The organism is Microbacterium sp. F1-18 (assembly GCF_052921305.1).
The window spans coordinates 192,826-216,388 of the sequence record NZ_JBREVD010000001.1 but is presented as its reverse complement, the minus strand read 5'-3'; the positions used below and the strand labels follow the sequence as shown (position 1 = coordinate 216,388).

23 protein-coding genes are annotated in these 23,563 nt (G+C 69.3%); 12 read left to right on the top strand and 11 right to left on the bottom strand.

Going from position 1 to position 23,563, the window contains the following annotated elements; translation table 11 throughout:
* Positions 1-11: 11 nt before the first annotated feature.
* Together rplA and ACU6RU_RS01060 are read left to right on the top strand one after the other, a co-directional pair.
* On the top strand, positions 12-701 hold the full coding sequence (rplA, locus tag ACU6RU_RS01065) for a 50S ribosomal protein L1 (RefSeq protein WP_446725682.1): 690 nt from the start codon (positions 12-14) through the stop codon (positions 699-701).
* 86 nt (positions 702-787) lie between these two features.
* Positions 788-1,831: an NAD(P)H-dependent flavin oxidoreductase gene (locus ACU6RU_RS01060; protein WP_446725681.1), complete on the top strand. Its 1,044-nt coding sequence runs from the start codon at positions 788-790 to the stop codon at positions 1,829-1,831.
* Between the two features lie 36 nt (positions 1,832-1,867).
* On the opposite strand, the gene ACU6RU_RS01055 is transcribed toward ACU6RU_RS01060, so the two are convergent.
* Both ACU6RU_RS01055 and ACU6RU_RS01050 read right to left on the bottom strand, forming a co-directional pair.
* Positions 1,868-2,143, bottom strand: coding sequence for an acylphosphatase (locus tag ACU6RU_RS01055; protein ID WP_120263245.1), 276 nt, complete (start codon positions 2,141-2,143; stop codon positions 1,868-1,870).
* A 14-nt stretch (positions 2,144-2,157) separates the two neighbouring features.
* Positions 2,158-2,784: a LysE/ArgO family amino acid transporter gene (locus tag ACU6RU_RS01050; RefSeq protein WP_446725680.1), complete on the bottom strand. Its 627-nt coding sequence runs from the start codon at positions 2,782-2,784 to the stop codon at positions 2,158-2,160.
* Positions 2,785-2,855: 71 nt separating this feature from the next.
* Here ACU6RU_RS01050 and ACU6RU_RS01045 point away from each other — a divergent pair, with 71 nt between their 5' ends.
* Positions 2,856-3,749: a LysR family transcriptional regulator ArgP gene (locus ACU6RU_RS01045; RefSeq protein ID WP_446725679.1), complete on the top strand. Its 894-nt coding sequence runs from the start codon at positions 2,856-2,858 to the stop codon at positions 3,747-3,749.
* Positions 3,750-3,894: 145 nt separating this feature from the next.
* Here ACU6RU_RS01045 and ACU6RU_RS01040 read toward each other — a convergent pair whose 3' ends face one another.
* The 3 genes from ACU6RU_RS01040 to ACU6RU_RS01030 form a co-directional block, all read right to left on the bottom strand.
* Positions 3,895-4,923, bottom strand: coding sequence for an NADP-dependent oxidoreductase (locus tag ACU6RU_RS01040; RefSeq protein WP_120263242.1), 1,029 nt, complete (start codon positions 4,921-4,923; stop codon positions 3,895-3,897).
* Positions 4,924-5,078: 155 nt separating this feature from the next.
* Complete coding sequence (locus tag ACU6RU_RS01035; RefSeq protein WP_120264377.1) at positions 5,079-5,597, bottom strand: MarR family winged helix-turn-helix transcriptional regulator; 519 nt, start codon at positions 5,595-5,597, stop codon at positions 5,079-5,081.
* Between the two features lie 10 nt (positions 5,598-5,607).
* Positions 5,608-7,317 carry an MDR family MFS transporter gene (locus tag ACU6RU_RS01030; RefSeq protein ID WP_259455226.1) on the bottom strand — a complete coding sequence of 570 codons (1,710 nt, stop codon included), beginning with the start codon at positions 7,315-7,317 and terminating at the stop codon, positions 5,608-5,610.
* Positions 7,318-7,508: 191 nt separating this feature from the next.
* On the opposite strand from ACU6RU_RS01030, the gene ACU6RU_RS01025 reads away from it, so the two are divergent.
* Complete coding sequence (locus ACU6RU_RS01025; RefSeq protein WP_289331032.1) at positions 7,509-8,021, top strand: 2'-5' RNA ligase family protein; 513 nt, start codon at positions 7,509-7,511, stop codon at positions 8,019-8,021.
* Positions 8,022-8,047: 26 nt separating this feature from the next.
* On the opposite strand, the gene ACU6RU_RS01020 is transcribed toward ACU6RU_RS01025, so the two are convergent.
* Together ACU6RU_RS01020 and ACU6RU_RS01015 are read right to left on the bottom strand one after the other, a co-directional pair.
* Positions 8,048-8,707 (bottom strand): YqaJ viral recombinase family protein, encoded by a 660-nt coding sequence (locus tag ACU6RU_RS01020; protein WP_120263239.1) that lies wholly within the window; start codon positions 8,705-8,707, stop codon positions 8,048-8,050.
* 171 nt (positions 8,708-8,878) lie between these two features.
* Positions 8,879-9,853, bottom strand: a complete 975-nt coding sequence (locus ACU6RU_RS01015) for a hypothetical protein (protein WP_446725678.1) — start codon at positions 9,851-9,853, stop codon at positions 8,879-8,881.
* A gap of 441 nt (positions 9,854-10,294) precedes the next feature.
* On the opposite strand from ACU6RU_RS01015, the gene rplJ reads away from it, so the two are divergent.
* A complete protein-coding gene (gene rplJ, locus ACU6RU_RS01010) occupies positions 10,295-10,783 on the top strand; it encodes a 50S ribosomal protein L10 (RefSeq protein ID WP_120263237.1) in 489 nt (162 codons plus the stop codon).
* Between the two features lie 48 nt (positions 10,784-10,831).
* Positions 10,832-11,215 (top strand): 50S ribosomal protein L7/L12, encoded by a 384-nt coding sequence (rplL, locus tag ACU6RU_RS01005; RefSeq protein WP_023952029.1) that lies wholly within the window; start codon positions 10,832-10,834, stop codon positions 11,213-11,215.
* A gap of 73 nt (positions 11,216-11,288) precedes the next feature.
* Here rplL and ACU6RU_RS01000 read toward each other — a convergent pair whose 3' ends face one another.
* The gene (locus ACU6RU_RS01000; RefSeq protein ID WP_120263236.1) at positions 11,289-12,338 is read right to left on the bottom strand and encodes a LacI family DNA-binding transcriptional regulator; all 1,050 of its coding nucleotides are present in this window, start codon (positions 12,336-12,338) and stop codon (positions 11,289-11,291) included.
* 269 nt (positions 12,339-12,607) lie between these two features.
* Here ACU6RU_RS01000 and ACU6RU_RS00995 point away from each other — a divergent pair, with 269 nt between their 5' ends.
* From ACU6RU_RS00995 to ACU6RU_RS00985, 3 genes are all read left to right on the top strand, one after another.
* A complete protein-coding gene (locus tag ACU6RU_RS00995) occupies positions 12,608-13,942 on the top strand; it encodes an ABC transporter substrate-binding protein (RefSeq protein ID WP_183045298.1) in 1,335 nt (444 codons plus the stop codon).
* Positions 13,943-14,052: 110 nt separating this feature from the next.
* The gene (locus tag ACU6RU_RS00990) at positions 14,053-15,390 is read left to right on the top strand and encodes a carbohydrate ABC transporter permease (RefSeq protein ID WP_120263234.1); all 1,338 of its coding nucleotides are present in this window, start codon (positions 14,053-14,055) and stop codon (positions 15,388-15,390) included.
* Positions 15,390-16,361, top strand: coding sequence for a carbohydrate ABC transporter permease (locus ACU6RU_RS00985; RefSeq protein WP_120263233.1), 972 nt, complete (start codon positions 15,390-15,392; stop codon positions 16,359-16,361). Before ACU6RU_RS00990 ends, ACU6RU_RS00985 begins: the two co-directional genes overlap by 1 nt.
* Positions 16,362-16,397: 36 nt before the next feature.
* Here the strand turns inward: ACU6RU_RS00985 and ACU6RU_RS00980 are convergent, their stop codons facing one another.
* Both ACU6RU_RS00980 and ACU6RU_RS00975 read right to left on the bottom strand, forming a co-directional pair.
* Entirely contained in the window at positions 16,398-17,093 is a 696-nt protein-coding gene (locus tag ACU6RU_RS00980) for a DUF305 domain-containing protein (RefSeq protein WP_310790725.1), read from the bottom strand.
* Entirely contained in the window at positions 17,090-17,794 is a 705-nt protein-coding gene (locus tag ACU6RU_RS00975) for a DUF3105 domain-containing protein (protein WP_120263232.1), read from the bottom strand. The genes ACU6RU_RS00980 and ACU6RU_RS00975 overlap by 4 nt, the downstream gene beginning before the upstream one ends.
* A gap of 249 nt (positions 17,795-18,043) precedes the next feature.
* Here ACU6RU_RS00975 and ACU6RU_RS00970 point away from each other — a divergent pair, with 249 nt between their 5' ends.
* The 3 genes from ACU6RU_RS00970 to ACU6RU_RS00960 are packed head-to-tail and all read left to right on the top strand — an operon-like array spanning position 18,044 to position 21,894.
* Positions 18,044-19,273 (top strand): multidrug effflux MFS transporter, encoded by a 1,230-nt coding sequence (locus ACU6RU_RS00970; RefSeq protein WP_120263231.1) that lies wholly within the window; start codon positions 18,044-18,046, stop codon positions 19,271-19,273.
* Positions 19,274-19,331: 58 nt separating this feature from the next.
* The gene (locus ACU6RU_RS00965) at positions 19,332-19,991 is read left to right on the top strand and encodes a phosphatase PAP2 family protein (protein ID WP_120263230.1); all 660 of its coding nucleotides are present in this window, start codon (positions 19,332-19,334) and stop codon (positions 19,989-19,991) included.
* 10 nt (positions 19,992-20,001) lie between these two features.
* Positions 20,002-21,894, top strand: a complete 1,893-nt coding sequence (locus ACU6RU_RS00960) for a helicase HerA-like domain-containing protein (RefSeq protein WP_446725677.1) — start codon at positions 20,002-20,004, stop codon at positions 21,892-21,894.
* A 20-nt stretch (positions 21,895-21,914) separates the two neighbouring features.
* On the opposite strand, the gene ACU6RU_RS00955 is transcribed toward ACU6RU_RS00960, so the two are convergent.
* A complete protein-coding gene (locus ACU6RU_RS00955; RefSeq protein ID WP_446725676.1) occupies positions 21,915-23,390 on the bottom strand; it encodes an MFS transporter in 1,476 nt (491 codons plus the stop codon).
* Positions 23,391-23,563: the final 173 nt, after the last annotated feature.

Sequence of the window (23,563 nt, the reverse complement as noted above, 5' to 3'; positions counted from 1 at the left end):
GGGAGAACACAATGGCTAAGTCCAAGGTTTACGAATCAGCCGCGGCGAAGATCGACCGCGACAAGTTCTACAGCTCCACCGAGGCCGTCGCTCTGGCGAAGGACACCGGTTCGAAGAAGTTCGACTCGACCGTCGAGGTCGCGCTGAAGCTCGCTGTCGACCCGCGCAAGGCGGACCAGATGGTCCGCGGCACGGTCATCCTGCCCCACGGCACGGGTAAGACCGCCCGCGTCATCGTGTTCGCGACGGGCCCGGCCGCTGAGGCCGCCATCGCCGCAGGCGCAGACGAGGTCGGCGGCGCCGAGCTCATCGAGAAGGTCGCCGGCGGCTGGACCGCATTCGACTCGGCCGTCTCGACGCCCGAGCTCATGGGCCAGGTCGGCCGCCTGGGTAAGGTCCTCGGTCCCCGTGGCCTCATGCCCAACCCGAAGACCGGCACCGTGACCCCCAACCCGGCCAAGGCCGTCGAGGAGATCAAGGGCGGAAAGATCGAGTTCCGCGTCGACAAGCACGCCAACGTGCACTTCGTCGTCGGCAAGGCGTCGTTCACGGCCGAGCAGCTCGAAGAGAACTTCAACGCGGCGGTCGAGGAGATCGTCCGCCTGAAGCCCTCGAGCGCCAAGGGCCGTTACATCCAGAAGGGCGCCGTGTCGACCACGTTCGGCCCCGGCATCCCGCTGGACGTCAACGCGCTCGTCTGATCGCGATTCGCATGGACGGGGTCTCGCCTTCGGGTGAGGCCCCGTTCGTCGTTCCGGACGCGCGCGGTTCGCGCTAGCGTCGGCTCATGCGGCATCCCCTCACCGATCTCCTCGGAATCGACCTGCCCATCGTGCTGGGGCCGTTCGGGGGCCTGTCATCGGCGACGCTGACCGCTGCGGTGAGCGAGGGAGGCGGGCTCGGGTCGTACGGGCTGTACGGCTACGACGCCACCCGCATCCGTGAGACGGCCGCCTCGATCCGCGAGCGCACGTCCGGCCCCTTCGCCCTGAACCTCTGGTTGCCGCTCGGAGACGAGGTGACGCCGGACGACGTGGATGCCGCGCAGTCGCGCGACGCCCTCCGTCCCCTTTACGCTGCCGCGGGCGCGGCCGCGCCTTCTCTGCCCGAGCTTTTTCTCCCTCCGCTCGAGGAACAACTCGCGGCGGTATGGGAGGCGCGGCCGGCCGTGCTCAGCGTGGTCTTCGGCGTGCCCGGGCCGTCGGTCGTCACCGAGGCGCACCGGCTCGGCATCCGGGTGATGGGAACCGCCACGACGGTCGCCGAGGCACGGGCCCTCGAGGCCGGGGGAGTCGACGTCGTCGTCGCGAGCGGCGCGGAGGCCGCGGGACACCGGGTCTCGTTCCTCGCGGCACCGGAACACTCTCTCGTCGGCACCTTCGCTCTCGTGCCGCAGGTCGTCGATGCCGTGTCCGTGCCCGTGATCGCCGCGGGCGGTGTCAGCGACCGGCGCGGTGTGGCAGCCGCATTCGCCCTGGGCGCCTCGGGGGTGCAGGTGGGGACGGCGTTCCTGCGAACGCGGCAGTCCGCCGCTTCCACAGGGCACCGCGCCGCCATCGCGGGTGCGCACGACACCTCGACCGTGCTCACACGTGCGATGAGCGGGCGCCTCGCCCGCGGCATTCCGAATCGCGCGGTCCGTCACATCGAGTCCACCGGTGTGATCGCGCCCTTCCCGGCGCAGAACTGGCTCACGGGAGTGTTCCGTGCTGCCGCCGGCGGTGATCCCGAACTGTCGTCGCTGTGGGCGGGGCAGGCCGCCGGTCTCGCTCGGCGGGACGACGCGGCAGACGTGCTGCGCGAGCTCGCCGCGGGGCTGCCGGAGGCGTGAGGCTCGGATGCGGCGGTTCGGATTCGTCCGCATCGTTCAGTGGGTGTCGCGCACCTCGAACCCCGTCGAGCCGACGCGCTGGGCCTCGGTGACCTTCGCGGCGTCGACCCGGGCTCCGGGTGGTCCTTCCGCCATCCAGGCGAGGACCGCGTCGACCGCGTCATCCGTGCCCTCGAGAACGGCCTCGACGGACCCGTCGACGCGATTGCGCACCCAGCCCGCGACGCCGCGTCGGTCGGCTTCCAGCCGCAGGCTGTAGCGGTACCCGACGCCTTGGACGCGGCCTTCGACGATCACGTGGACGCTTCGCATCCCCTCATCCTGCCTCACGGCCAGACGAGGCTGACGGCGAGGAGGATCATGACGAGGGCGACGAACCCGTCGAGCACCCGCCATGCGCGTGGGGTGGCGAGCACCCGCCCGAGGAGACGGGCCCCGAAAGCCAGGGCGAAGAACCAGGCCGCGCTCGCGGCGACCGCCCCGACGGCGAACCAGGAGCGGTCGTCGCCGTGCGTCGCGGCGATGCTGCCGAGGAGGAACACGGTGTCGAGGTAGACGTGCGGGTTGAGCCACGTCAGCGCGAGACACGTGAGCACGACCGTCGCGCGCCGAGCCGGGGGAGCGGCTGCCCCGCGATCGCCGGCGGCCCGAGCGTCGAGAGCCTGCCCGCTCGGGCGCCAGGCCCGGCGCGCGGCCATGAGGCCGTACGCGAGGAGGAAGGCCGCCCCGGCCCAGCGCACGACGGGAACCAGCCACGGCACGCTCTGTACGACCAGGCCGAGGCCGGTCACCCCGGCGACGATGAGCACGGCATCGGAGAGGGCGCAGATCGTCGCCACCAGCAGGGCATGCTCGCGACGGATGCCCTGCCGAAGCACGAACAGGTTCTGCGCGCCGATGGCGACGATGAGTGACAGGCCGAGGCCGAAGCCGGAAAGGGAGGCGGAGAGCACGAGTCGAAGCTATGGTTCTGACCCAGTACAGTCCAGTTCATGGAACTTCAGTCAGTGAAGCATCTCTGAAGATGCGTGTGCCCGTCGACCTGGTCGAGACGCTCGCTGTGATCCTCGATGAAGGAAGCCTGGATGCCGCGGCGCGCCGCCTTCACATCACCCCGTCGGCGGTGAGTCAGCGGGTCCGAGCTCTCGAGCGAATCGCCGGACAGGTGCTGCTCGTGCGGTCGAAGCCGGCACGCGCGACCGAGGCGGCCCACCGCTTCGTGCGCTACGCGCGCCAGCTCGCTCTGCTCGAACGCGACGCCTTCGACGGCACCGACGAGGGCGTCATGACCGTCCCGCTCGCGGTGAACGCCGACTCACTGGCGACCTGGTTCCTGCCGCCGCTCGCGCGGGTCGCGTCCGCACGCGATGTCGTGTTCGACCTGCATCGCGACGACCAGGACTTCACGGCCGGTCTGCTCGAGAGCGGAACGGTGATGGGGGCCGTCACGTCACGTCGCGTGCCCGTAGCGGGATGCCGCGTGTCGGCCCTCGGCGCGCTGCGCTACGAGGCGGTCGCGACCCCCGCTTTCGCGAAGCGATGGTTCACGGCGGAGGCGGAAGGAGGACCTGACCGCGACGGGCTCGCGTCGGCGCCGGTCGTGGACTTCGACCGACGCGACGAGCTGCAGTCCCGGTGGCTCCGAAGCGCCGGTGTCGATGCCGACGCACCGCCTCGGCATCGCGTCCCGGCGTCGCAGGACTTCGCGACCGCCGTGCTGCTCGGACTGGGATGGGCGCTGCTGCCGACGCTGCAGTCGCACACGCACGTGGAAAGGGGCGAGCTGCTCAGGCTCGGCGGTGACGACATCGTCGTGCCGCTGTACTGGCAGCAGTGGAACCTCGCCTCACCGCTGCTCGACGCGGTGGCCGACGAGGTCGTCGCCGAAGCCCGTCGCGTGCTCGAGCCCGCCGCCTGAGCCCGCCTCGCCGACGGTCGGTTCGCCGAGGGTCGGTTCGCCGAGAGTGCACCCTCGTCGCGAGAGTGTCGCAATGTCGGTGCGTGGTCGGCGCAACGGTACGTTCTCGGCGGATGGCGAGGGGGCGGATGGCGAGGGGGCGGACTCAGCTCTCCGCGACGGTGAGAACGACCTTGCCGCGGGAGTGGCCGCGCTCGACTTCGACGTGGGCTGCGGCGACCTCGGCCAGATCGTGCACGCTGTCGACGAAGACCTGGACGGCGCCCGAGTCGAGCAGCCGGCCGAGGGTCGCCAGGACGCTGCCGTCGGGGATCACCTTGTATCCCGTCGCCCGGACGCCCGCCGCCGCGGCGGCCTCGGCGTACCCCGGCCATCCGCCGGTGGGGACCATCACGTACAGGCCCCCTGGGCGCAGAACCCCGAGCGAGCGGGAGCCGGTGTCGTCGTGCACGTTGCCCACGAGGTCGATGACGACGTCCATCTCGCCGACGACGTCTTCGAAACGCGTCGTGGCGTAGTCGATCGCGACCGAGGCGCCGAGCTCGCGCAGCCAGGGCAGGTTTCGCTCGGAGCCGGTGGCGGTCACCTGCGCGCCGAAGTAGGCGGCCAGCTGCACCGCGAAGTGGCCGACCCCACCCGACCCGGCGTGGATCAGCATCCGCTGCCCCTCGTGCGCATGCGCCGTCTCGACCACCAGGCCCCAGGCGGTGAGCGCGGCGAGGGGCACCCCCGCTGCCTCGACGTGCGAGAGGCTCGCGGGCTTGCGGGCAACCGAGAGCGAGGGGACGACGACGTACTCGGCGTAGCTGCCGCCGGATCGGGGGAACGGCAGCATGCCGAAGACCTCGGTGCCCGGCTGCAGCTCGTGGGTCTCATACGGACTCGTGACGACGACTCCGCTGAAGTCGAAGCCGAGGGTGCTCGGCCAGCGGTCGATGAGCCCCGCCACGCCGCGCCCCGCCCGCGTCTTGGTGTCGATCGGATTCACCCCGGCGGCGACGACCCGCACGAGCACTTCGCTGAGGGCGGGCGAGGGAACCGGAACCTCCCCGATGCGGAGGACCTCCGGCGCACCCGGTTCGTCGAACACGACCGCGCGCATCGTCTCGGGCGGCGTCTCGGCCGGCGTGGTCGGCTGGGAGGCGGTTGCTGTGCGCAGCGGCCGGAATCTCATCCGTCGCTCCTTCCTCACGCCGCCGACGTCGGCGGCGATGATGCTCGGTCGACTTCAGTCAATCGTGACATTGTCTCGACCGTGTTACGGAGCGGTCACCGAGGGGAGAAGCTCGCGTGTGCGCGCGAACGGGCGCGCGCACACATCGGCGCGGATCAGCCGGGAGCTTCGGATGCCGAGAGGGCGTGGAGCAGGCGGGTGAGCTCGCGGATGTCATCGACGTGCCACGACTCGAGCGCGGTCAGCAGCGAATTCTCGCGCGGTGCCCGGACGGCGTCGAGTCGGCGGATGCCGTCGGGGGTCGCAGAGAGCAGGCTCGACCGCCCGTCGGCGGGGTCGGGCGTGCGCTGAACGAGCTGGAGCTCTTCGAGTTCGCGGACCGTACGGCTGATCTGACCCTTGTCGGCGTGCAACGTGTCGGCGAGCGCGGAGAGGGTGATCTCACCCCGGCGGGTGATCGTCGTGAACACTTTGTAGGCGCCGGGCAGCATGCCGGGGCTCAACCGATCGGCGTTCTCGGCGAACAGACGCCGGACGTGCGTGAAGAGTTCGCCGAACTCGAGCTCGAGTGCTCGGACGGCGGCGGTGCGCTCGTCGTCGAAAACCGCCGCCCACGGACCGGGAGTCCCGGGGGCGGTGCACCCCCGGGACTCGTCGGACTCTCGTGCGGTCATCCCGATCACCCTATCGAGCCGAGCGGCGCGTCCCCGCGTCGGCCGGGGCGTCGGAGTCTGCGGCATCCGTGCGGACGGCGCCGGTCGCGGTGAGCGCGCTCATGCCCTCAGGGACCGACACCGTGGCGAAGTCGGCCTCGCCCGCCTGCAGGCGCTCGGTGGTGGTCATCGTGGTCAGCGGCTTGTTCGGCAGGAACACGATCGCGATGAGGCTCAGAACCGCGAAGGGCACGGCGATGAGGAACGAGTGCGAGATGCCGGTGGCGTAGATGTCTTCGAAGACGATCCGCAGCGCCTCGGGCATCGCCGAGACCTGGGGGAGCGTCCCCGACTGGAGCTGCGCGGCCCAGGTCGGAGCCTGGTCGCCGAGCGACATCAGCGCGGCCTGGATGTCGTCCCTCCGATCGCCGACGAGCGAGGTGACCTGCGAGGCCAGCGCCGCTCCCATGACGGAGACGCCGATCGTGCCGCCGAGGCTGCGGAAGAACGTCACCCCCGAGCTCGCGACGCCGATCTCGGTCGGACGCGAGGTGTTCTGCACGACGAGGACGAGGTTCTGCATCGTCATGCCGATGCCGGCTCCGAGCATCGCCATGTAGATCGAGACGAGCGTGAAGTCGGTGTCGTAGTGGATCGTGGAGAGCAGGCTGGCCCCGCCGATCAGCAGCACGGCGCCGACGATGAGGAACGGCTTCCAGCGTCCGGTGCGCGTGATCAGGGCGCCGACGCCGATCGACGCGACGAGGAGTCCGCCGATCATCGGGATCGTCATGAGGCCGGCCTCGGTGGGGGTCGCACCGCGAGCGAGCTGCATGTACTGGCTGAGGAACACCGAGGCGCCGAACATCGCGATGCCCGTCGCGATCGACGCGATCACCGAGAGGGTGAAGGTCAGGTTGCGGAAGAGCGTGAGCGGGACGAGGGGCTCGCGCACCTTGAGCTCGGTGATGACGAAGAGCACCGCGCCGATCACGGCGCCGCCGACCATCAGGAGGGTCTCGATGCTCATCCACTCGAACGAGTCGCCCGCGAGGGTCACCCAGATCAGCAGGAGCGAGACCGATGCCGACAGCAGCACGATGCCGAGGTAGTCGATGCGCGTCTCCTTACGCGCGTGCACCGGGATGTGGAGCGTGCGCTGCACGATCAGCAGGGCGGCGACGGCCACGGGCAGAGCGACGAAGAAGTTCCAGCGCCAGCCCCAGGCGTCGGTGATGACGCCGCCGAGCAGCGGGCCGCCGATGGTGGCGACGGCCATCACGGCGCCGAAGAGGCCCATGTAGCGACCACGTTCGCGGGGGCTGATGATGTCGGCCATCAGCACCTGGCTGAGGGCGGCGAGGCCACCGGCGCCGATGCCCTGCACCGCCCGGAAGGCGATCAGCATCTCGGGGGTCTGCGAGAAGCCGGCCGCTGCGGTGGCCAGGACGAAGATGACGATCGCGAGCTGGTACAGCACCTTGCGGTTGGTGAGGTCGGCGAGCTTGCCCCAGATCGGGGTCGAGATCGCGGTCGTCAGAAGGGTCGCGGTGACGACCCAGGTGAACGCGGTCTGCGTGCCCTCGAGGTCGTGGATGATGACCGGCAGTGACGTGGAGACGACGGTCGAGGCCAGCATCGAGACGAACATGCCGAGCAAGAGCCCGGAGAGGGCTTCGAGCACGGCGCGGCGCGACATGCTCTTCCCCTCGGGTTGGTGGGTGGCTGCGGAAGCGGACATGGGTCCTCCTGGAAAGTCGGACGGACGCGGCTGCGCTGGCGCGGATCGTCGGCGGGACGGGTACTTCGGTAGCCGCGAAGCGGCATAACTGGTTGACGAAAGTCAACCGTTGAGATCGGTCAACTATATGTTCAATCGTTGAGTTACGTCAACTATTCCCGGAGGTGCTCCGCCGCGACGAGGATGGGGGGATGTTCAGTGTGGAGGCGCTTCCCGATGCGGGGATCGACGGGAGCGTGCGGGCCGATTGGCAGCGGCTCATCGACGCCGCGCTGCCCAGCGCCGGGCGGCATCCCTCGGAATCGAACCGCCCCCATGTGACCCTCGCGGTGCGGGACGGCCTGTCGACGGATGCCGCGAGCGAGCTCGCACGCCTCGGCAGCGCGCTGCCGCTGGAGTGCCGGCTCGGTGGCGCGGTGGTCTTCGCGGCGGGGGAGAGGTTCGTCCTGGCCCGGCCCCTCATCATGACCGCCGCGCTGCTGAGGTTCCACACCCGCATCGTCGATCTCATCGGACCGCCGCCGGCGCGCTACGCCGTCACGGCGACCGACCGATGGACACCGCACATCACCCTGGCGCGCCGGATGACGGGGGAGCAGGTCGGACGGGCGCTCGCCGTCGTCGGCGCGGCCGCTGTCGACGGTGAACTGACGGGTCTCCGCCTGTGGGATGCCGAGGCCAAGGTCGTCACACCACTGGGGTGATCGCCCCGCTCATGGCGAGTGAGCGGTCAGTCGCTGAGGGCGAGGGCCCGGAAGGGTTCACGCGGACGCGTCGCGACGATCCGGGGCGCTTCCGCTGCGCGCCGCTGCATCGTGCGGCGGTAGAGCTCATCGATGAGGTCGGTCGCCAGGTTCACGAGCGATCGGATCTCGCGCTCGTCGCGGTCGACCCACGCGCATCGTGGCTCGTCGTCGATAGGAACGAAGTCGTCGTGCTGCTCCCACACCACGAGGGTGCGCTCGGCGCCGAGGACGTGCTGCTGCCACCACACCTGACGCAGGTAGGTGCGGGGGATCGAGCGCCAGCTCTTATTCGTGGTCTTGATCTCGGCGAGGGTCACGCGACCGTCGGCGTCGACCATCACGCCGTCCGGAGTGGCGAGGTGACGCTTCTCGACCACGGCGTGGAAGAGTGCGGACGAGGGCTGGATGCCGTGCGTCGCGGCGACCCAGGCGGCGATCTCCGGCTCGCGGCGACGGCCATGGTCGGTGTACGCGTTGCCCGAGAACCCCGAGCCCATGAGCTTGGCATCGGCGGCGCGCGCGATCGCCTTCGGGCTCGTCAACGCCGCGACATCCGTGGCCGTGATGCCTCGCGAGCGAGCCCGGATCCACGCCACACGGTCGCGCGAGTCCGCGACGATGCGAGCGGCGAGTTCGGGTGACACGCCCTCGACCTTAACCCGGGTCGCCCTCACTCCCGGCCTTGCTCCCGGCGTGCCCCGCGCCGCGGCGCGCCGCGCGCGGAGCTCGAGTGCACGGCATCTCGCCCGGTGCACGGTCTCGGTGCAAGGCTGCCTCGTTCGCTCGGCGGCAAGCCGTGCACTCGGCGGCACTCCTCACGCTCGGGCGTGGATGCCGAAAGCCCGGAGGCGGGCGGCGAGAGCGGCGGGGGACGTGACGTGGCGGGCTTCCCAGCGAACCAGGCGGCGTCCGGTCGTGCCCCGGATCCAGTCTTCGCGGCGCTTCTCGTCGAGGGCGATCTGTTCAGCGGGGCGGCCAGCGCGAAGATCCGTGTCGAGATACTTGCCGGCTCCGTCGCACTCGCCCCACGCTTCGGCGTCGTCGAGGCCGAAGTCGACGCGGTACCAGCCCGAGCCGCGCGGACCGGCGATGGGCACCTGGATACGGATCGAGCGGAAGCCGCGCTGGTGCAACCGGAACCGGCTGACGCTCTCGAGTGTCGACTCCGCCCGGCCATCGGCGAAGCCGGTCACCCACCGGGCTCGCCGGATGCCTCGTGCCCCCCCCGCTCGGGCGATCCGAGCGGCCATCGCGTTCCGCCAGTCGTCGGGGTCACCTCCCGTGCGATCGAACCAGATGCGATCCGCTCGGTCGGCCATCACGAGCGCCGCTTCGGGAGTCATCGTGCGCGCGACGTCGAAGATCGTGCGGGCGAGGGAGGTGCAGCGGATGCCGTTCACCTCGACGATGTCATGCGCATCGAGAGGCGTGCAGTGGCGGAATGCATCGGGGCCGCTGGAGACCCGGGCGCCCGGGGCCGTCGTGAGGTGGACGCGGGCCGGTCGGACGCGATAGAGGTCGAGGCCGTGCAGGACCCCGGCGGACTCGTGTGACACGACGGCTTCGCCGCGCACGTCATGGGCCACCGAGATCACGTGGAGCAGATGCGCGTCTTCGGCGTAGAGCTCGTCGAACGCGGGGCGGTCGACGTACCAGCCGCGTCGCACGTGAACCCGGATGCCGTCGCGGACGGAACGGGCGATCGAGCGTTCGCTCTCGCCTGCCTCGAGCAGGTCGCGACGGCGGTGGAGCAATGCCCGCACCTCATCCGGTCCTCGTCGTCTGCGCATCCCGCCCATGCTCACCCCCCCCACCCCCCATCACCCCCATTCCCCCCACCCATGTGTGGACACCCCCACCCCACCCCCACATGTGCAGAACTCGCCGCCGGCGCCGAGCGAACGAGCTCGCGTCGAGTGCACGGGCACCCTGCGTAGCGGTGCCGTGCAGTGGGCGGGATGCCGTGCACTCGGCGCTGGGGGTGGGGGATTTGGGGGATGGGGGGATGGGGGGTATGGTGGGGGTAAGCCAAAGACCGCTGGTCATCGCTGAGCGCGCAAGCGCACACGTGATCGAAGCTCTGCACTGCAGGGGCCCGCGCAGGTGACACTGAACTTCTCCTTCGGGAACCGAGCTCCGTGCCTCTGCGCCGGAGCTTTTGTCATGTCCGGGGCTGGTCGAGGCCGGCGCTCCGCCACCGCGGGGCGTCAGGCACACATCAAGGAGTGACCATGGTGCAGAAGGACGCATCGGTCGCCGAGCTCACGAAGTCATTCGAGGACTCGACTGCCGTTCTGCTGACCGAGTACCGCGGTCTGACGGTGGCCCAGCTCAAGCAGCTGCGCAACAGCATCCGTCAGGACGCGAACTACGCCGTGGTGAAGAACACGCTGACCAAGATCGCCGCGAACAACGCGGGGATCACGTCGCTCGACGAGGACCTCAAGGGTCCCTCGGCCGTGGCGTTCGTGCACGGCGACTTCGTCGCCACCGCCAAGGCTCTGCGTGACTTCGCCAAGGCCAACCCGCTCCTCGTCATCAAGGGCGGCATCTTCGAGGGCAACGCCCTCTCCGCCGACGAGGTCAACAAGTACGCCTCGCTCGAGAGCCGCGAGGTTCTGCTGGCCAAGGCCGCGGGCATGATGAAGGCGACGATGGGCAAGGCTGCTGCCACCATCGACGCGCTTCGCGAAAAGCTGGAGACCGCCGACGCCGCGTGAGCGACAGGCGAGCTCTTACACCAACCCCATCTATCTAGGAGATACATCATGGCGAAGCTTTCCACCGAGGAGCTGCTCGAGCAGTTCGCCGGCCTGACCCTCGTCGAGCTCAGCGAGTTCGTGAAGGCGTTCGAGGAGAAGTTCGACGTCACCGCTGCTGCCCCCGTCGCCGTCGCCGGCGCCGCTGGTGGCGCTGGTGCCGCTGAGGCCGAGGAGGAGAAGGACTCGTTCGACGTCATCCTCGAGGCTGCCGGCGACAAGAAGATCCAGGTCATCAAGACGGTCCGCGAGCTCACCTCGCTGGGCCTGGGCGAGGCCAAGGCTGTCGTCGACGGTGCTCCCAAGGCCGTCCTCGAGGGCGCGAACAAGGAGACCGCCGAGAAGGCGAAGGCCGCTCTCGAAGAGGCCGGCGCGACGGTCACCCTCAAGTAATTCCCCGCTCTCACTCGAGAGCAGCACGACGGCCCCGGATGCTGCATCCGGGGCCGTCGTCGTGCGTTCGGGTTCAGTCGCGGCGGGAGAGGGTCGAGTCGCGGACGGCGACCGAGCTGTGGCCGGGTGCGCCGGCCGTCGTCCCCCGCACCACCATGCGGGGTTTGATCCGCATGGTCACGGTGTCGGCCTCGGGGTCTTCGATGTGGCGCAGAAGCAGCTCGACGGCCGCCCGGCCCTGTTCGTGGGGGATCTGTCGCAGCGTCGTCAGCGCGAACATCTCGGCGTTGACGTGGTCGTCGATGCCGACGACGCTCAGCGCGGAGGGCACCAGGATGCCGAGCCGGCGGGCCGCGATGATCGCTCCGATCGCGACGTCGTCGCAGGCGGCGACGATGCCCGTCGGCCGGGATGCCGCGTCGCTCAGCAGGTCGACGGCGGCGGCGTATCCCGCCGGCATCGAGAGCTCCGCGGGCGCGCGGCAGATCTCCGCCGAGAGTCCGGCTCGGTGCATCTCGGACTCGTAGCCGGCGTAACGCTCGGACTCGACATGCGGCCAATGCGTGGCGTCGGTGCCGCCCAGGAACGCGATGCGGCGATGCCCGAGCTCGACGAGGTGCGCGGTCGCGAGGGCGGTGGCGTGGGCGTCGTCAAGGGTGACGAGGCTCGTATCGCCTTCAGTGCCGATGATGCTCACCACCGGTTTGCCGAGCGCCAGCAGTGCGTCGAGCTCGCTCTCGGCAGGTTCCAGGCCCACGGCGATGACTCCGTCGAAGCGCCGACGGGCCAGGAAGTCCTCGAACACCCGCCGCCGGGTCTCGGTTCCCGGCCGTGCGTCGTAGAGGGTGAGGTCGAGGCCGTGTTCGAGCAGCGCTGCCTGAATTCCTTCCAGGACCTCGCCGAAGAACCATCGGCTCACGTGGGGCATCACGACACCCACCGTCTGGGTGCGGCCCGTAGCGAGGCTCATGGCCGAGGAATGGGCGACGTACGACAGCTCCTGCGCTGCGGCGGTCACCCGCCGTCGGGTCTCGTCCGACACGTAACCGCGACCGGAGAGGGCCCGGCTCGCCGTCGCCTTGGACACCCCTGCTCGGGTCGCGACGTCGGCGATGGTGCTCATGGGACCTCCTCGTCCGTTCGGGGAGACCTGCCGGGGGACTCCCACCAGAGCGTAGCGGTTTCGGGCGCGAGCGGGAACCGGTTCCATGCCCAAGCTGTGTGAGCGCTCCCATGGCAAAGACCACTATCACAGACGATGGTTGCCATTCCGTGATATTCCGCTGGTTGTGTCGGACTCTGCGGAACAGTAGGTTGTCCTGGAATCGGTTCCCCAATGGATGCGGACAAGGCTCCTCTGGGCGGACGATGATCCCGATAGAGGAGAAGTACATGGCATTGTCACAGCGATACCGTCTTCTTGCCCCCGTCGCCCTGATGGGTGCGGCAGCACTGGTGCTGGCTGGGTGCGCTGAAGGCGGCACCGACGGCGGCGGCGAGAGCAGCGGCGACGCGAAGACGACCGTCCGGATCTCGGGCGGCATCACCGGTGGTGAGGCTGACGCGCTCAACGAATCGTTCGCGCAGTTCACCGAGGACACCGGCATCAAGGTGGAGTACACCGGCGACAAGTCGTTCGAGGGCAACATCGTCACCAAGGTGACCGGTGGCGACGCCCCCGACATCGCGATCGTCCCGCAGCCCGGCCTGCTGAAGACGCTCGTCGAGACCGGCAAGGTGCTGCCCGCAACCGAGGCCGTCGAGAGTGCGGTCGACGAGAACTGGTCGCCTGACTGGAAGCAGTACGGCACCTTCGACGACACGTTCTACGCCGCGCCGATGCTCGCGAACCTGAAGGGCTACGTCTGGTACTCGCCCAAGCAGTTCGCGGAGTGGGGTGTCGAGGTGCCCAAGACGTGGGACGAGATGATCGCCCTGACCGACAAGATCGTCCAGACGACCGGTGGTCCCGCATGGTGCGCCGGCTTCGCCTCCGACGCCGCCTCCGGCTGGCCGGGCACCGACTGGATCGAGGACCTGGTCCTCCGCCAGTCCGGCCCCGACGTCTACGACCAGTGGGTCGCCGGTGACGTGAAGTTCACCGACCCGCAGATCAAGTCGGCGTTCGACGCGGTGGGAGAGATCCTGCTCAACCCCGAGTACGTCAACGCGGGCTACGGCGACGTCAAGAGCATCAACTCGACCGCGTTCGGCGACGTCGCCGCGGCTGTCGCGAGCGGCGACTGCGCCCTCACGCACCAGGCCTCGTTCCTGTCGGCGAACTTCCTCGACGTGCAGACCGCCGACGGCGCAACCCCCGAGGTCGCCCCCGACGGTGACGTCTACGCGTTCCTGACCCCGGGTTACACCGAGGGCGAGCTCCAGGTCGAGGGCGGCGGCGAGTTCGTCGCGGCCTTCTCCGACGACGAGTCGACGCAGAAGGTGCTCGAGTTCATGGCATCGCCCGAGTTCGCCGACGCCCGCGTCAAGCTCGGCGGCGTGATCTCGGCGAACAAGAACGCCGACCCCTCCCTCGCCTCGAGCGAGTTCCTCCAGGAAGCGATGACGACCCTGCAGGACGAGACCACGGTCTTCCGCTTCGACGCATCCGACCTGATGCCGTCGACGGTGGGCTCGGGCTCGTTCTGGAAGGGCATGGTCGACTGGATCGACGGCAAGGACACCGAGACCGTCCTGTCCGACATCCAGGCCGGTTACGAGAACTGATCGTCGCCTGACGACCGATTGAGCCGAGCGGGGTCGGGCTGCACAAGCCCGGCCCCGCTCCTCCCGTCCGTACCGCCCGGGTACGCCGCTGTACTCAGAAGGGGATCCACATGTCGCAGACGACCGTCGACAGACCCGTCGACACCGAACCTCCCGTCACCACCCACGCCACAGATCCGAAGGGGAGGTCGATCACCCGGATCGTCGTCGCCGTCGGCTTCGCCCTGATCGTCGCCATCCTGCTGCTCCTGATCTTCACCGGATCGAGCGAGGAATCATCCCGCATCACGATCGGGTTCTCACTCAACAGCTTCTTCCTCTGGCTGGGCGCGATGAACCCGCTCATCCAGATCCCCGTCATCCTGGCCGTGTTCGGGCTGGTCGTGGGCATCATCCTGGTGCTCATCGAGTACGCACCGAGGCCGGGCCGCGGCTACTTCATCATGCGACTCGTCGCGTGCCTGGTCATCCCGGTGCTCGCGTTCCTGCTGCTGCGCCCCTACGCCAACGCGGTCCTGTACGTCGTCGCGATCGCGCTGCTCGTGGGTGCCCTGCTCTTCTTCGCCGACTTCCGTTCGCGTCAGGGCGCGGGCTACCTGTTCCAGCTCATCCTCTTCATGGCCCCCGCCAGCATCATGCTGGCTCTCGGGCTCATCTACCCGGCCATCGCCACGATCTTCAAGTCGTTCTACGACAAGTCGGGTGAGCAGTTCGTGGGACTGGAGAACTACTTCTGGGTGTTCACCAACCCGACGGGCACGGCCTCAGTCGTCAACACGATCCTCTGGGCGCTCCTCGCTCCCACGATCTCGGTCGCCATCGGCCTGGCGTACGCGGTGTTCATCGATCGCGCCCGCGGTGAGAAGGTCCTGAAGGTCCTGGTGTTCATGCCGGTCGCGATCTCGTTCGTCGGCGCCGGCATCATCTGGAAGTTCATGTACGACGCCCGTCAGGGGGAGCAGGTCGGTCTGCTCAACGCGATCGTCACGGCGTTCGGCGGCGATCCGATCCAGTGGCTCGCCATCAAGCCCGTGATCAACACGCTCATGCTGCTGGTGGTCTTCATCTGGACGCAGACCGGCTTCGCCATGGTGATCCTCTCGGCCGCGATCAAGGCCGTCCCGACCGAGCAGCTCGAAGCGGCGCAGCTGGACGGCACGAACGCCTGGCAGCGTTTCCGCAACGTCACCGTCCCCGGCATCCGGTCGTCGCTGATCGTCGTACTCACGACCATCACGATCGCGTCGTTGAAGGTGTACGACATCGTGGCCGTCATGACCGGCGGTCGCGACGAGACGACCGTGCTCGGCTTCGAGATGGTCAACCAGCAGCAGCGGTTCCAGAGCTACGGGCACTCGTCCGCGCTCGCCGTCGTGCTGTTCCTGTTCGTCCTGCCGCTGATCATCTACAACGCCCGATCGATGGCCAAGCAGAGGGAGATCCGCTGATGACCGTTGCAGCCCCGGCCGCGCCCGTCGACACCCGCACCAAGCGCCAGGTGGCGCGCGACACCCGTCGCAACGAGGCGATCGCCCACAAGAAGCTGACGTCGAAGGGCGCGACCATCGCGGCCGTCATCATCGCCATCTTCTGGACGATCCCGACCTTCGGCCTGTTCGTGACGTCGTTCCGACCCGGCGCGGACACGCAGTCCACCGGATGGTGGACGGTCTTCGCCAACCCGGAGTTCACCCTCGACAACTACGCCGAGGCACTGACCGCCGGAGGGACGTCGACGACGCTCGCCTCGGCGTTCATCAACTCGCTCGCGATCACCATCCCCGCGACGGTGTTCCCGATCGTGATGGCCTCCCTCGCCGCCTACGCGTTCGCGTGGATCGACTTCAAGGGCCGTAGCGCGCTCTTCGTCTTCGTGTTCGCGCTGCAGATCGTGCCCCTGCAGATGGCTCTCGTGCCGCTGCTCAGCCTCTTCTCGGAGGGGCTCACGATCAACGACGTGCCCATCTTCCCCGGCTTCGGCCTCAACGAGGTGCAGTACAGCTTCGCCCGCGTCTGGATCGCCCACGCCATCTTCGCGCTGCCGTTGGCGACGTTCATGCTCCACAACTTCATCGCCGAGATCCCGGGCGAGATCATCGAGGCCGCGCGGGTCGACGGTGCCGGCCACGGACAGGTCTTCTTCCGCATCATCGTTCCGCTGGCCGCTCCCGCGATCGCCTCGTTCGCGATCTTCCAGTTCCTGTGGGTGTGGAACGACCTGCTCGTCGCGACGATCTTCGCGTCGCCGGGTGCCCTGCCCATCACGCAGGCGCTGAACTCGCTGTCGGGCACGTGGGGCAACCGGTGGTTCCTGCAGTCGGCGGGAACCTTCATCTCGATCATCGTGCCGCTGATCGTGTTTTTCGCCCTGCAGCGCTTCTTCGTGCGCGGCCTGCTGGCCGGAGCCACGAAGGGCTGACTGAGAAGATCGGATGCCGCTGGGGTGCGGGGGCTGTCAGCCTCCGCACCCCAGTCGTTGCTGGATCGATCGCATCAGGTCGATCTCGGCACTCTGCGTCTCGATGACGCCACCGGCGACCTGGACGGCCCGAGGATCGCTGCCGAGATCGACGAGGGCCTGCGCCATGGGAATGGCGCCCTGGTGGTGACGGATCATGAGGTCGAGGAACGTGCAGTCAGCGGCGACGCCGGTCTCGGCGTCGAGCTGAGCGAGCTGCGCGGGCGTGGCCATGCCCATCTCGGCGCGGAGCTCTTCGTCGCTCGGCTGGGCGGACGCGGTGCCGTGGTCGTGGGCGGGGTGCCCGACCATCCACTGCATGAGAGGAGCGGTCGAGCCCTGCGGCAGGCCCCATTGGACGAGCCAGTCGTAGAACTCGCCGCGCTGACCGGCCTGCGCGGTGGCGATGTCGAACGCGAGCGTGCGGATGCCCTCGTCCTCGGTCTTGCGGTAGATCGTCATCGCCATCTCGATCGCCTGCGTGTGATGCACCTGCATGTCGCGGGCGAATCCGGCCTCGGGGGAGGAATCGCCGGGGACCGCGGGCGAGGTGCCGAAGGCCGAGAACCGCCCCACCGCGAAGGCCGCGCCCGCGACGGCGAGGACGATCAGGAGCACTGCCCACCAGCGCATGCCGGGTGGCGGCGGGACGGATGCCTGCGGCCCCGTGCCCACCGCGACGTCGTCGGTCACGCCTTGCCGGGCCCGTCGATCGCACCCGAGCAGATCGCGTTCGGCTCGGGGACGTTCTGGCTGCGCCAGTACTCGGTGAAGAAGTCGCGGATGCGCTCGTCGTCGGCCGAGTCGACCTTCAGCTGGGCGTTCCATGCGCTCACGGCGATGGGGGTGTCCATGTCGGGGTACGGCGTCAGCAGCGCATAGGTGCTCGGCATGTAGCCCTCGAGGGTCTCGATGTCGGCATCGGACACCTGCGCCGGGTCGTAGGTGATCCAGACCGCACCGTGCTCGAGGGAGTGGACGGCGTTCTCGTTCGCCTGCGGCTCGGTGTAGACGCCGCAGTTGAGCCAGTACGGGTTGTGCTCGCCTCCCGTGGGCGGGGTCTGCGGGTACTCGACGGTGCCTTCGACGTGCGTCGTGATGTTCTGGAACGTCTCGACGCCGGGGATCTCGCGACCGGTGCTGTTGCCGGCCTCGTACGTGACGGGCCGGGGCGCGAGGACGACGGAGGCTGCGATGAGTCCCACCACGGCGACTGCGGCGGTCGAGCCGACGACCCACCAGGTCAGCTTGCTGCGGCGTCGCTTCGCCAGCTGCTTCTGATACTCGGCGAGCTTGGCCTGCTTCTGCTGCTCGCGCTGCTGCTTGACGGTGAGGTTGATCTGGGCCTGGGCGGCAGGATTGCCGCTCGTTCGCTTGTCGGCGGACGGAGTCATTGCTGTGACCTCGGTTCGGGGGCAAGAGGATGGGCGCGCGTGCGGCGCGTGGCCAGCCTATGCGCGTGAATGGTGAATCGGCTGAGAGGCGCGAATATCGTGAAGTCGCGCCGGGTTACGATAGAAGGTCGCTCGAAAACGCTGCTGCCACGAAACGAAGAAGACGTGCCCGAAACTCCTCCCCATCATTCATCCTCCACCACCGGGGCGATCCGCACGCTGGGCTCGAACCCCGCGACGGCGCCCATCATGCTCCACCCGGGTGATGCGATCCCGACCTCGCGCCGCGTCGTCTACATCATCCTGCTCGGCGCCCTCACCGCACTCGGCCCCTTCACGATCGATCTGTACCTGCCGGCCTTCCCCGCATTGGAGGCCGACTTCCAGACGACGGCCGCGGCGATCCAGCTGACCCTCACCGGGACCATGGTCGGCTTCGCGCTCGGACAGCTCATCGTCGGGCCGCTCAGCGACAAGCTCGGGCGCAGGATTCCGTTGCTGTGCGTGACCGCGTTGCATGTGCTGTCGAGCACGGCCGCTGCCATCGCCCCGACCCTCGAGCTGCTGAGCGCCGCCCGGGTCTTCATGGGCATCGGCGCAGCCGCGGGCGGCGTCGTCGCCATGGCGATCGTGCGCGACCTCTTCGGCGGACGCCGGCTCGTGGTGATGCTCAGCCGCCTGGCGCTCGTCTCCGGTGTCGCCCCGGTGGCCGCCCCGCTCGTCGGCTCGGGCCTGCTCACGGTCATGCCCTGGCGGGGCATCTTCGTCGTCCTCGCCGCCTACGGCGCAGTGATGCTGATCGCCTCTCTCTTCCTCGTGCCCGAGACCCTGCCCAAGGCGCGGCGCCGCGACAACGGTTCGGCGACCGTGTGGCAGCGCTATCGCAGCGTCCTGAGCGACCGCATCTTCATCGGCGTGCTCATCATCGGCGGCATGACGTTCAGCGGACTGTTCTCCTACCTGTCGTCGTCGTCGTTCCTCTTCCAGCAGACGTACGGCTTCGACCCGCAGCAGTACGGCATCCTCTTCGCCGTCAACTCGCTCGGCGTCGTCCTGGGCGTGCAGACGGCGTCGCGCCTTGCGGCCCGATTCGGTCCGCAGTGGGTCATGGCGGTCTCGACCGCCGTGCTCGTCGTCGCCGGGGCCGCGATCATCGTCACCGACCAGCTGGGTCTGGGGCTGTGGGGCACGATCGTGCCGCTGTTCTTCTTCATCACGGCATGCGGCTTCACCTTCCCCTGCGTGCAGGTGCTCGCCCTCGATCGTCACGGACGCGCGGCCGGCACCGCGGCCTCCCTCATTGGTGCCGTCAACTTCGGCGTCGCGGGCTTCATCTCGCCGCTCGCCGCGTGGATCTCGGGCGGCTCGGGCATCACGGCCACGACGATGGCCTCGGTGATGGCCGGGTGCGCCGTGGTGGCGGTGCTCTCGCTGTGGCTCGTCGTGCGTCCGCGCAGCGTCCCTCAGCTCTCTCCCTGATCGCCGCGTCCAGCGCAAGGGGCGACGTCCAATCGGCCATCGTCGACACAATGGACCGATGAACGCCGCCCCTGCCACCGATCCCCGCCGGCTCTGGCCGCGTCGAGCCATCCTGGGAGCCGTCCTCATTGTGGTCGGCGCGCTGCTGGGGTGGTGGCTGTTCACGCAGCTCGGCCAGCCTTTCGCCATCGACCGGTGGTGGAACGAGACGCTCCCCGCCGACCCGGGCGCCGTCGGCCTCGTGTTCGGGCTCGTGATGAACCGGATCGGCGGCACGTGGGTCGGGGTCTTCGCGATCCCGATCGCGGTGGCCGTGGTGCTGATCGTGCTGCGTCGGCCCTGGGCCGCTGGCTACTTCATCGTGGCGTCGGCGGTGAGCGCGCTCATCGTGCAGCTGATCAAAAACCTCGTCGACCGGGCCCGGCCCGAAGACATCCTGGTGACGACCGACGCGGGGTCATACCCGTCGGGGCATACGGCCAACGCGGCCACGATCGCGGTGGTGGCCGTCATCCTCTTCCCTCGCATTTGGGTCGCGCTCATCGGAATCGCCTGGACTCTGCTCATGGCGCTCAGCCGCACGGTCGTGCACGCGCACTGGCTCTCCGACACGGTCGGGGGGATGCTGCTGGGGGCCGGGGTCGCGCTCGTGATCGCCGCGATGTTCACCGAACAGCTGGAACGGGAACGCCGTGCCGTGGGGGAGCGTCGGGGCTAGGCTCGCCCGCATGAGCGTCTCGCCCGATGGCCCGGCCGTTCCCTCCGACGACGCGGTGGCCGCTGCAGACCTTGCCCGGCTGCGTGCGGAGGCGGATGCCGCCGAGGCGGCTCTCGTCGCCGCCCGCGCGCGGGCCGCTCTGGCGGCCGCCGAAGCGGAGGCGGCCAGGGCAGCGGCATCGCTCCCGACCGGCGCGGCGGCCGCCGCGCCCTCGGCCGCCGGCGCCGAGCCTGCGGTGATCGGGGGAGCGGTGGGCCCGCTCGAGGCGCCGGAGGTCGAGGCGATTCGACAGGGCTACGCGTTCGAGGGGCCGGCGCTCGAGCTCGGAGCGCTTCTGAACGGCGAGCCGCAACGCGATGCGCCCGTTCGGATCCCGCTCGCGATGACCAACCGCCATGGCCTCGTCGCCGGCGCGACCGGTACAGGCAAGACCCGCACCCTCCAGGTTCTCGTGGAGCAGCTGGCGGCCAACGGCGTGCCCGTGTTCGCCGCCGACATCAAGGGCGATCTCTCGGGGCTGGCCTCACCGGGCGAGGCCGACGAGAAGCTCGTCTCACGGACCCGCGCGATCGGCCAGGACTGGTCGCCACGCTTGTTCGCGGCGGAGTTCCTCGCTCTCGGCGACCGAGGAACGGGGACACCCGTTCGCGCCACGGTGTCGGGCTTCGGTCCCCTGCTGCTGAGCCGCGTGCTCGGATTGAACGCCACGCAGGAGTCGAGTCTCGGCCTCGTCTTCCACTACGCCGACGCGAACGGCCTCGCCCTCGTCGATCTCTCCGACCTCCGAGCGGTGCTGACCTACCTCACCAGCGACGACGGCAAGCCCGAGCTCGCCGAACTCGGCGGGCTCTCGAAGGCCACGGCCGGCGTCATCCTGCGCGAGCTCATCACCTTCGCCGACGCCGGGGCGGACGTCTTCTTCGGCGAACCGGAGTTCGATGTCCGCGACCTCATGCGCACGACCGACACCGGCGAGGGCGTCGTCACCCTGCTCGAGGTGCCCGGGGTCGCCGACCAGCCGGTGCTCTATTCGACGTTCCTCATGTACCTGTTGGCGGAGCTGTTCGAGGTGCTGCCCGAGGTGGGTGACCGCGACAAGCCCGAGCTCGTGTTCTTCTTCGACGAGGCGCATCTGCTGTTCCGCGACGCCTCGAAGGACTTCCTGTCCGCCGTGGTCCAGACGGTCCGGCTGATCCGATCGAAGGGTGTCGGCGTCTTCTTCGTCACGCAGACGCCCAAGGATGTGCCATCGGATGTGCTGGCACAGCTCGGCTCGCGCGTGCAGCACGCGCTGCGCGCCTTCACCCCCGACGACGCCAAAGCGCTGCGGGCGAGCGTCGGCACCTACCCGCGATCGGGCTACGACCTCGAGCGGGTGCTGCAGGAGCTCGGAACCGGCGAGGCCGTCGTGACCGTGATGAACGAGAGGGGCGCGCCGACTCCCGTCGCGTGGACCCGGCTGCGCGCGCCCCAGGCCCTGATGTCGCCCGCCGCCCCTGCGGACATCGAGGCCCGGATGGCGGCATCCGAGATCCGGCCGCGCTACGCCGAGGCGATCGATCGCGAATCGGCACGCGAGATCCTGACCGCTCGCATGAACGCCGCGCAGGCGGCCCTCGATGCGGCCGAGGCGGAGGCCGCGCGCCGCAAGGCCGAGCAGGACGCCGCGAAGCTGCGGGCGAAGGCGGATGCCGCCTACGCCAAGCAGCTCGCCGCCATCCGCAAGCAGGCGGCGGCCGACGAGGCGAAGGAGCGACGCGACCACGACCGGATGCTGCGGAGCATGACCTCCAACACGCGCTCGCGCACGAAGACGCCGGCAGAGCAGATCCTCGGCTCTCGTGCCGCGCGGGAAGTGCTCACCGGCGTCATCCGGGGCATCTTCGGCACCGGACGGCGCTGAAGCGCGAGAGGGACAGCGCCTCAGGACCGGAGGATGTCGAGCGGCATCGTCGAGGTGTCGATACGCGGGTCGTCGTCTTGCCCCGCGACGAGAGCCTCGGCCTCGGCGACGGTCTCGACCGTCGGCACCGAGCCGAGCAGGGGACGCTGCGCGGTCTCGCGCATCGCGAACAGCGCGACGGCCGCCAGCGCCGAGAAGAACATGATGTAGAACGCGGGCATGTAGGTGTTGCCGGTCCACTCGATGAGCGCCTGACTGAACAGCGGCGTCGTGCCTCCGAAGAGCGACACCGCGAGGTTGTATGCGATGCCCATAGCTCCGAAGCGGGTCGCGGTCGGGAACAGCGCGGGCAGGGCGCTCGCCGAGATCGCGACGAACAGCGCGACCGGCACGGCGATGATGCCCAGGGCCACGAAGACGGCCCACAGCTCGCCGATCTGCATGATCGCGAACGCCGGGATGGTCAGCACGAGTGATGCGCCGATCGCGAAGGCGTAGACGCGCCGGCGGCCGAACCGGTCGCTGAGCCGACCGACGAACGGCAGGGTCGCCGACATCACGACCAGCACCGGAACGGTCGCCACCGCGGCCGAGAGGTTCGAGAGACCGACCTCCTTCTCGAGGTAGGTCGGCATGTAGCTGGTCAATGCGTACCCTGCGGTGTTGGTCGCGGCGACGATGGCCACGGCGACGAGGATCGTCCGCCAGTGGTGGCGCAGGATGCCGCCGATGCCGTGGCGGGCCATCGGGTCGTCCTTGCGGGGCGACGCGGCCGATTCCGACTCCTGCTCGAACGCGGGGGTCTCGGGGATGCGCAGCCGGAACCAGATGGCGACGATGCCCAGGGGGATGGCGACGAGGAACGGGATGCGCCAGCCGCCGTCGACCATCGCGTCCGGCCCCCAGAGGCCCTGGGTGATGAGGGTGGTCACCGCGACGACCGTGGCACCGGCTGCGAAGCCGACGTACGAGCCGACGTCGAGCCACGACGCCCAGAAGCCGCGCGAGCGGTCGGGGGAGAACTCGGTGACGTACGTCGAGGCCCCCGCGTACTCGCCGCCGGTCGAGAAGCCCTGCACCATCTTCAGCACATACAGGGGCACGACGGCCCAGATGCCGATCTGCGCGGATGTGGGGAGCAGACCGATGAGTGCCGTCGCGGTCGCCATCATCGCCATCGTGAGGAACAGGACCTTCTGACGCCCGATCCGGTCGCCGAGAGGTCCGAGCACGATGCCGCCGAGGGGCCTCACGAGGAACGAGACGGCGAATCCGAGCAGCGTCACGAGAAGCCCCCAGGGGTCGGGGATGTCCTCGGCGAACACGACGGTCAGGGTCACGGCGAGGTAGCCGTAGATGCCGAAGTCGAACCACTCCATGAAGTTCCCGACCACGGTCCCCGAGATCGCGGTGCGGACCTTCTTGCGTTCGACGACGATGACGTCATCGACCTCGAGACGTCGGCGGGCAGGCCGCTTCGTGCGCGTGCGTGACATATTCGGTTCTCCTCCGGCAGCGCCGCCGGGCTCGGGTCGCCAGACGACTGTCCTTCGCTCACGGGAGCGTAGCCCCGCGGCAGGGGGCCCACGCAAGCTCGCGGTCCGACGTTGCGATCGGGCGGGCGCTCGCCTATCGTGCGCGCGGGGCGCCGCTGGTGTCATCACCGACC